The 7,171-nt window shown below is 67.0% G+C and carries 9 protein-coding genes and 3 pseudogenes; 5 read left to right on the forward strand and 7 right to left on the reverse strand.

Annotated elements, in window-relative coordinates; translation table 11 throughout:
• A partial coding sequence (locus ACWD35_RS44460) for a zinc-binding dehydrogenase (protein ID WP_451357019.1) occupies nucleotides 1-540 on the forward strand: 540 nt, incomplete at its 5' end.
• 362 nt (nucleotides 541-902) lie between these two features.
• Here the strand turns inward: ACWD35_RS44460 and ACWD35_RS44465 are convergent.
• The 3 genes and pseudogenes from ACWD35_RS44465 to ACWD35_RS44475 form a co-directional block, all read right to left on the reverse strand.
• Nucleotides 903-1,037: a hypothetical protein gene (locus ACWD35_RS44465; protein ID WP_451357020.1), complete on the reverse strand. Its 135-nt coding sequence runs from the start codon at nucleotides 1,035-1,037 to the stop codon at nucleotides 903-905.
• A gap of 499 nt (nucleotides 1,038-1,536) precedes the next feature.
• On the reverse strand, nucleotides 1,537-1,893 hold the full coding sequence (locus ACWD35_RS44470) for a hypothetical protein (protein ID WP_451357021.1): 357 nt from the start codon (nucleotides 1,891-1,893) through the stop codon (nucleotides 1,537-1,539).
• Nucleotides 1,894-2,181: 288 nt separating this feature from the next.
• Nucleotides 2,182-2,499: pseudogene (locus ACWD35_RS44475) on the reverse strand (transposase); the annotation flags it as partial.
• 64 nt (nucleotides 2,500-2,563) lie between these two features.
• Between ACWD35_RS44475 and ACWD35_RS44480 the strand changes: the two are divergent.
• A complete protein-coding gene (locus tag ACWD35_RS44480) occupies nucleotides 2,564-3,664 on the forward strand; it encodes a PP2C family protein-serine/threonine phosphatase (protein ID WP_451357022.1) in 1,101 nt (366 codons plus the stop codon).
• Nucleotides 3,665-3,670: 6 nt separating this feature from the next.
• On the opposite strand, the gene ACWD35_RS44485 is transcribed toward ACWD35_RS44480, so the two are convergent.
• Together ACWD35_RS44485 and ACWD35_RS44490 are read right to left on the reverse strand one after the other, a co-directional pair.
• Nucleotides 3,671-4,488, reverse strand: a protein-coding gene (locus tag ACWD35_RS44485) for an IS5 family transposase (RefSeq protein ID WP_451357023.1) whose coding sequence is annotated in 2 segments (ribosomal slippage) — nucleotides 3,671-4,128 and nucleotides 4,128-4,488 — 819 coding nt in all. Because the reading frame shifts where the segments join, the coding sequence is not laid out codon by codon here.
• A 335-nt stretch (nucleotides 4,489-4,823) separates the two neighbouring features.
• Nucleotides 4,824-5,291, reverse strand: coding sequence for an HIT family protein (locus ACWD35_RS44490; protein WP_451357024.1), 468 nt, complete (start codon nucleotides 5,289-5,291; stop codon nucleotides 4,824-4,826).
• Between the two features lie 79 nt (nucleotides 5,292-5,370).
• Between ACWD35_RS44490 and ACWD35_RS44495 the strand changes: the two are divergent.
• Nucleotides 5,371-5,709, forward strand: a pseudogene (locus ACWD35_RS44495) (DDE-type integrase/transposase/recombinase); the annotation flags it as partial.
• Between the two features lie 52 nt (nucleotides 5,710-5,761).
• Here ACWD35_RS44495 and ACWD35_RS44500 read toward each other — a convergent pair.
• Nucleotides 5,762-6,223, reverse strand: coding sequence for a MarR family winged helix-turn-helix transcriptional regulator (locus tag ACWD35_RS44500; RefSeq protein ID WP_451357025.1), 462 nt, complete (start codon nucleotides 6,221-6,223; stop codon nucleotides 5,762-5,764).
• Between the two features lie 62 nt (nucleotides 6,224-6,285).
• On the opposite strand from ACWD35_RS44500, the gene ACWD35_RS44505 reads away from it, so the two are divergent.
• Nucleotides 6,286-6,657, forward strand: coding sequence for a hypothetical protein (locus ACWD35_RS44505; RefSeq protein WP_451357026.1), 372 nt, complete (start codon nucleotides 6,286-6,288; stop codon nucleotides 6,655-6,657).
• A gap of 30 nt (nucleotides 6,658-6,687) precedes the next feature.
• Here the strand turns inward: ACWD35_RS44505 and ACWD35_RS44510 are convergent.
• Nucleotides 6,688-6,963 (reverse strand): annotated as a pseudogene (locus ACWD35_RS44510) (transposase); the annotation flags it as partial.
• On the opposite strand from ACWD35_RS44510, the gene ACWD35_RS44515 reads away from it, so the two are divergent.
• Nucleotides 6,959-7,171: hypothetical protein (locus ACWD35_RS44515; RefSeq protein ID WP_451357027.1), on the forward strand; the 213-nt coding region annotated here is incomplete at its 3' end. The pseudogene ACWD35_RS44510 and the gene ACWD35_RS44515 overlap by 5 nt on opposite strands.

Here is a 7,171-nt window from a genome sequence, read left to right on the forward strand (position 1 = left end):
GGAGCGACGTCCTCCCTCGGCCAAGCCGCAGTCAACCTCGCCGTCGACCACGGCGCGAAAGTACTCGCGACCACCCGCAACCCCGCGCACGCGCCGCTCCTGAAGGAACTCCGCGCCGAAGACGTTCTCATCGACGACGGCCACCTGGCCGCCCAGGTCAACAGAAGCAACCACACCGTTGACGCGGTGTTCGATCTCGTCGGCAACAACGTCCTGCGCGACTCCCTGGCCACGGTCCGCCCCCGCGGCCGGGTCTGCCAACTCGGCTTCCTCGGTGGCTTCGAGCCAGTACGCGACTTCAACCCGATCACCGATCTCCCCACCGGCGTACAACTCAGCTTCTTCGGCAGCGCCTTCGTCCTGGGCAGCCCCGATTTTCCGCTCGCCGACGTTCCCTTGGACGTGATCTACGCCAAGGTCGAGTCGGGAGCCTTGCCGGCAAGGCCGGCACGGATCTTCCGTTTCGACGAGATCGTCGAAGCCCACCGGATCATGGAAACAGGTGAGGCGCTGGGCAAGATGGCCGTCATCGTCGACTGAGACACTCGCCCTCCCGTGCCAGAGTCGGCGGGCCGGCCAGCCGTCATGGCCAGACCAACCCGCCTGCACCTTGAAACGCAGACAAGGCGGCAGAGCCCGGTCATGACGTTCGGGGATTGCCCGACTTGGCCGAGATTCGGTGGTGTATCAGCCGAAGCATCCCGACCCGACCAGATCACGTGACGGGATCTGCCGCCCCGCGGCGGGCAGCGCGCTGCGGGCAGGGCGTCCGGAAGAGCGGGTCTGTCCCACCTCCGAGCACGAGCCGGGGATATTTTCAAGGAGCCCCATGACCGCAGTCCAGACAGCAACGCAGCCGTACTCCCGGCTCGCCAGCCCGGGTGTTCCCTCGGGGAACAGGGTCATGGCCGAGGCCGTGACGACTGGTGCATCCGCTCGGCAGCTCGGACGCTCGCCTCCAGCGCTGCGATGAGGTCCAGCGCCGGGGCGGCCTGTGCCGGCTCGACGCGTTCGCCGCCGGTGATCTTTGCGTCCACGAGCTGCTCAGCCGTAGGCGGAACCGGCCCCACCCGCCCACACGCGCCCCTGCGCCCTCACCCGCGCCGCCACACCCTGCGCAGCTCCCAGGCGGCGGGGGCGATCACCACGCCACGCCGCATCCCTGCATAGAAGGTCCACGAGCTCGCCCCCTCTGCCATGGCGGTTTTCGGTGCGGGGCATCGGCGGGCAGCACATCCGGGACGTTCACCATCCCGAAGAAGGCCGGCAAGAAGAACCCGGGATCTCTCTCGTCGACACACGGCAGCGGGTCGGGGCCGCCTCTCACGCCGCCGCCCGCTCCAAGCCGAGTCGGGCGAGCGGCTGGAGCTTGTCAGCGGTGAGCCTCGCATACCCCGAGAGCTCGGTACGCGCCTTGCACTTGCCGCAAGGCCCCGCTCGAAGCCCCAGAGGCGCCTCCAGCGGCCTTCTGCGGCACCCTTCCTCCCTTCCGCCCCTTGGGCGGGGAGGGGCTGAACACTGAGCTGAGCGAGGCGCTCACGCTCTTCGGGCATCAGGCCCTGCCACACGACGTGCGGGCATTGCCGATGCAGCAAATGCCCACGCACGGTGACGACCGCACCGCGCCGACCAAACACTCCTCACCCCGGAGTAGTGGCACTGCCAGTCCAGCCGCCACTGCGGGTTCCAGTCCGGGTCGATCACTGCCAAGACCTCCACCCGCTCCGGGTGGCCGGCCAGCGCCCCGGGACGCAGCTGGTTGGACAGCCACTGCCCCACCGGCCGTCCGGCCGCGCACGCCTTCCGCTGCTCACTGATCCAGTGCCCCAGCAGGTACGCCTTGCCCGCTGGCCCCTCCCTCTGATCGAACAGCGCCAGCAGGTCGGCCTTCACTCTGACGACTCCTTCACCCCTCGTTGAACATGTCCGCACCCGCATGAGCGAGCCCATCGTCGGTGCCTCACCCCAATCGGCGATGGGCGCACGGATGCACGGATGAAGCGCAAGATGCGCTCCTGGGTGTCGGTCAGGTGGTCCAGGCGACGCACACCCCGATTGGAGCATGTGTTCGATTTCTGAGGCAAGCGGCGACCCTGCGCGCCATGAAGGAGTGTCCTGTGCCACCGAACCTTGATCGTTGTCACCGAACCATGACAACCATTGGGTTTGCGCCATTGATTCCTAATGGCGCCTGTCAAGCTGCGAGGGTGGTGGGGGCGTGAGGCCGTAGCACCGGCCGTCGCGCAACAGGGACCAGAGGACGTTGACACAGCGGCGGGCGAGCGCGAGGACGGCCTGGTTATGGCGCTTACCCTCGGCACGCTTGCGATCGTAAAACCGGCGGGACTCCTCGCACCTTCGGATACTGAACAGCGCGGAGACCTAGAAGACCCGCTGGAGGCGGCGGTTGTTTCACTGGGGGCGTCACTGGTTTCCGCTGACCTTGCTGGAGTCGCGCGGAACAGGTGCGGCACCGACAAAGCCGGCGAGCCGGTCCGGGGCAGGCGGCCGACTCTGATCCGCCAGAGCGCTATGCCCTCATTGCGTAGATATTCTGTGAAGTGTGATCGAGTCTGGACGGCTGCGGCTCCATCGTCGCCACAGCAGCCAGGGGATGCTTGTGCGGCTGTCGCCGGTCATCCTGACCGTCGTCATCGCCAGCCTGGCATACGCCACTCCCCCGGAAATGGCCTTCAGTCGCCTCCTGCCCGCGGCGCCGGCCCTCGCCGCCGCTATGTGGCCGGTGCTCCCCACCGTCCTGCTGGGGACGGTCTGCGTTTTTCTGATGATCGGCCTCGGCGTCGTGTTCCCCGGCCTGGGGACGTGGTGGACGACTTCGGGGATCATCGCGGTCACCGTGGCGGCCGCGTACGGAAGTCATGTCCGGCTCCAGCGGGAGCGGACCCTCTTTCAGGTGCGGCTCGTCGCCGACGCGGCGCAGCAGGTGGTGCTGAGTCCTATGCCGCGCCGCTTCGGGAGCGTCGAGATCGAGTCGCTGTATCTCGCGGCCGCGGCGGAGGCCCGTATTGGCGGGGACTTCTACGAGGTGGTCGACACGCGATACGGGGTCAGGCTGCTCATCGGTGACGTGCGGGGCAAGGGCCTGCCGGCAGTGGGGGAGGCCGCGGCGATCGTCAACGCCTTCCGGGAGGCGGCCTACAGCGAGGCCGACATGGTCAGCGTCGCACGCCGGCTGGACGCCAGCAGCACCCGTTACAACGCCGCGTTTCCCCCCGAGGGGCCGATGGAGCGCTTCGCCACCGCCCTTCTCGCCGAGATCCCGCACGGGAGCAGGCGCATCGAGATCCTCAACTGCGGACACCCCCCACCACTGCTCCTGAACCGTGGGAAACTCCGTGCCCTCGAGCCCACCACCCCGTCGCCACTGCTCAACCTCGCGGAGCTGATCGGCGATCACTACAACGTCGACACCTTCGACTTCGCCCCCGGCGACCTGCTGCTTCTCTATACCGACGGGGTCGCCGAGGCCCGCGCCCGCGACGGCGAGTTCTTCCCGCTGGCCGCCTGGATGCGCCGACAGCCCCCGACGCCACCCCGCGACCTGCTCACGGCTCTTCACCGTGACCTCCTCCGCTACAGCAGAGGACGCCTTGACGACGACATCGCCGCCCTCGCCGTGCGCCTGTGTGAACTCTCGCAGTAACTGCCCCTAACAAAGCTGTTGGACGTGGCGGTGGGTGATCAGGCAGACGGCGAGTCCGAGGAACGCTTCGTGGATGTCGTCGCGTCGTTCCCAGCGGATGCGCAGGCGGCGGAAGCCGTGGAGCCAGGCGATCGTGCGCTCGACGACGTAGCGGAAAATGCCCAGGCCGGTGCCGTGGGGCTCGCCTCGCTTCGCGATCACGGGTCGGATCCCGCGCTGCCAGAGCAGGCGGCGGTACTTGTCGTGGTCGTAGCCGCCGTCGGCCAGCAGCGCGTCGGGGCGTCGGCGTGGTCTGCCGACCCGGCCCGCGATCGCCGGGATCTTGTCGAGCAGGGGCAGGAGCTGGGTGACGTCGTTGCGGTTGCCGCCGGTCAGCGATACCGCGAGTGGGATGCCCTGCCCGTCGACGATGAGGTGGTGCTTGCTGCCCGGACGTGCTCGGTCGACCGGGCTGGGACCGCTTTTGGGCCTCGCCGGGCAGCCCTGACATGAGAGGAGTCGATCACCGCCCGGGACCAATCCAACTTGTCCTTCGACCGCAGCTTCTCCAGCAGCAGCACGTGCAGCTGCTCCCACACGCCAGCCTCGTTCCAGGCCGCCAGGCGCCGCCAGCAGGTCATCCCCGAACCGAAGCCCAGCTCCTGGGGCAGGTACTCCCACTGGATGCCGGTGTGCAGGACGAAGAGGATCCCGCACAGCGCCTGCCGGTCCGGCACTCGAGGTCTGCCCTCGACCAGCTTCGGCGCCGGCTCGGGCAGCAACGGCTCGATGAGCGACCACAGTTCATCCGACACGATCCACGGCCGGGACTGACGTTTCCCCACGACCAGACCAACGAGCGGACAAGCCAACAGTCACATGATCAACAGCTTTTGTTAGAACCAGTACGAGACGTAAACGTCGGTTCCTCGCGTACTCCTCTCCATCACGCTTGCCGGACCCACCCCATCTGGCAGTACTGGACACGTCCCGGCTTTGTCAGGGCCGCTCTCACCCTCCCCGGCATCACCCGGGTCAGGCTGCCCTCAGCTTCAACCCGACTGCTGCGACAGCGGGTTGGTGCAGGTCTTTCACCTCCACTCGAACCAACAGCGCCTCACGGCGCAAACAGAAGTTGAGCCAGAGCCCGAGAAGGTTCTGGCTCAAGTTCTGTGGTCGGTCACGGGGCGTAAGGGCCAGGACGTAGGTGGACGCGAAGGGAGTGCACGATTTCATCTGTAGTGCCAGCGGACACCCGTAGTTGTTCAGGCTGCCTGAGCAAGTCGAAGACACCAGGGCCACGCAGTTTTTGGGGAAGGTCGCTCATGCGCGGCATGACGTGGAAGTGCACATGGGCGAACCCTTCAACCTCAGCGAACTGCGCAACGTAGGTCTTGACGCACCCAGTCACGTCGTGGAGAGCCCGAGACAACCTGACCTGCCACATTCCCAGCGTCTCGGCCTCCATGTCGGTGAGCTCGTGGATGGCCGTTACATGGCGGCGGGGCACCAGCACCAGCCATCCAGGAAGTGCCGCATCGAAAGCATGGGCTACCCGCCAATGCTGATCCTCGACGATGCGCTCACGTAGTGGCAGATCGTCGAATCGTTCTTCCTGGCCGCAGGTGTAGCAGTTGGCTGTCGTCATGCCAGGAATCGTATGGCTGTGAGTTATCCAGCCGACTTGACGCATCGGGTCGAAGTGAGGGGCCGCGAGTCCCCGTTGCCGCCGGATCCTGCGAGCCCAACTGGGGTGGGCGCCGGACGAGCGCACGCTGCAGCGGATGTTCCACCGCACCGGCCTGGTCGCCCTGAAGAACCCCAAGCCCACCGGCGCCTTCGGCCGGTTCGAGGCCGACCGGCCCAACGAGCTGTGGGTCGGGGATGCCCTGCACGGGCGGCGGATCGACGGCCGCAAGACATACTTGTTCGCCTTCCTGGACGACCACTCCAGGGCGGTGGTCGGGCACCGCTGGGGCTTCGCCGAGGACACCGTCCGCCTGGCCGCCGCCCTGCGGCCGGCTCTGGCCGCCCGTGGTGTCCCGCAGTACATCTATGTCAGCAACGTCCCCTCGCTCACGACCGATGAACGAGGGGACGTCCCATTTCCCTCGTCCTCTACGGCAGGCCGGCGCGGTTCGCCATCACGCGCAGCGCCTCGTCCAGCGCCTTCCGTTGCTCCTCCGTCAGCCCGGCCACGAACTCCTTGTCCAGGGTCCGCGCCAAGGATGTGCAGCGGTCCAGCAGGCCTTGCCCCTCCTCGGTGAGTGTCAGTACCTGCCGGCGGCGGTCCTGCGGATCCCGGACCCGCTGAACCGCGCCGAGACCCTCCAGATAGTCGGCCAGCGTCACCATCAGGCTGGGCGCGACCCCCATCCGCGCGGCCAGTTCCTGCTGGGACGCAACGGAAGCAAGGCTGAGCGCGGCCATCAGGCCGACGTGCTTCGGTTTGAGGCCCAGCCCCTCGATCTCCCGTGTGAACCGGTCGGTGACCACCGTGCCGAGAGTGCCGAGCCTGAACACCACAGTCGAGGTCAGGCCCGAGGCATCGCCGGCCGTCGCCCCATTGACATCGCTCATGCCGAGAATGATAGCTTCAAAAAACCATTCAGGATAAGAATGATTCACGGGGAGACGTAACTGTGAACTCGTCCACCGCCCAAGCCATCCTCATTGCCGCCAACGGCCTCGCCTCCCTCACCTCGGCTGGCTTCTGCATCGCCGGAATGATCAGGCCCGGCCTCGCCCTGCCCAAGGGCATGGCCGTCAACGGCGGCACACATCTCTACGCGAACGCCTACGGAGCCCGGGCGATCCCCCTCACCGCCATCACCCTCGCCCTGTTCGCCATGGGCGACCGGTCTACCGTCGCCCCCGTTCTCGCCGTCGCCGGCCTGGCCCAGATCGGCGACTCCGCGATCGGCGTACAGCAGCGCAACAGGGGCATGGCCATCTCCGCCGGCCTCCTCGGTGTTCTTCACCTCGCGTCGGCGTGGTGGTTCCACATGCGATGAACGCTCATTGGCGTGCATCTCGAGCAAGCTTCAGGGCGGCTGCGGTGGGAGATCAGGGGAGAGCGCGGTCGCCATGATGAAGCCGTCGAGGGCCTTGGAGCGATACTGAAGCCGTTTGAGCCGGCTGCGTACGAGTGCTTCGAGTCGGCCAAGCGCGACAGATGCGAGGTTCGCCAGTCTGTGCTTCACGTGTGCCCAGAGGTACTCGACGGGATTCAACTCGGGCGCGTATGCAGTCAGCTGGAACACCGGCAGCCACTCCCCCTCCTCGGTCAGGCGGCGCATTGCGTGGGAGACGTGGGTGTTCGGGTGCGACTACCTGATCCCGGTGACACCTGCCGTGCTGGGCACGGTATGCCCGATGGGCCTGTACTACACAGGGATGGAGCACTACGACAGCAAAGTGTTCGAGGCGTTCGCGCGGGACCTGGGCGAGCTGTTCGAGCAGTACGTCGGCCGGCATCTGCGGCTGCTCCCCAACTCCGAGGTCCATCACGAGATCGTCTACGACAAG

The organism is Streptomyces sp. NPDC002671 (genome assembly GCF_053592475.1).